Annotated in this window: 1 protein-coding gene; it reads left to right on the top strand. The window is 30.4% G+C overall.

Translation table 11 applies throughout. From position 1 onward, the window contains the following. Positions 1-163 precede the first annotated feature (163 nt). Positions 164-625, top strand: coding sequence for an IS200/IS605 family transposase (tnpA, locus tag ACE1EF_RS20085; RefSeq protein ID WP_375722501.1), 462 nt, complete (start codon positions 164-166; stop codon positions 623-625). Positions 626-665: the final 40 nt, after the last annotated feature.

The raw sequence follows: 665 nt of genomic DNA, 5'->3' as shown, positions 1-665 counted from the left end.
CTTTGATGAAAGAAAATCCTGAAAGGATGACATTTTTATTATATATTAAGTGCCTTCATTTGCCTACCCCTTCAGTTTTATACAATAATTTCATAACTTTATTTCATTAAGCTGTTGTTTGAACAATGCAAAGTTGAATAAAACTAATCCTAAAATAATTACCATGGCTGGAACCTACTCTCAAATTTATCTTCAATATGTATTCATTGTACAGGGCAGAGAAAACTTGCTGCATAAAAAATGGCGAAGCGAACTCTTTAAATACATTGCCGGAATTATTAAAGGTAAAAATCAAAAACCAATCATTGTCAATGGATATTTAGATCATGTACATGCCTTCATTGGACTTAAACCATCTATGCCAATATCAGATTTGATAAGAGACATAAAAAACAATTCTGCAAACTTTATAAATAACCAAAATTTTATTAAAGGGAAATTTAAATGGCAGGAAGGTTATGGGGTATTCTCATATTCCCGGTCTCAATTAGAAACAGTTTATAATTATATTGCTAATCAGGAAGTACATCATACAATTAAAACCTTCAAAGAGGAGTACTTCGAATTATTAAAGGAATTTGAAGTTGAATATAATGAATCCTATTTGTTTGATTGGTTAGAATAATACCACCCGTTCCGGGTTTACAGTACCATATATTAACGGT

Source organism: Quyinboa sediminis (assembly GCF_042219855.1).
Taxonomy (GTDB): Bacteria; Bacteroidota; Bacteroidia; order Bacteroidales; family UBA5342; genus JBHJHP01.
The sequence above is the reverse complement of the archived record's forward strand: the minus strand, read 5'-3'. Positions and strand labels throughout refer to the sequence as shown.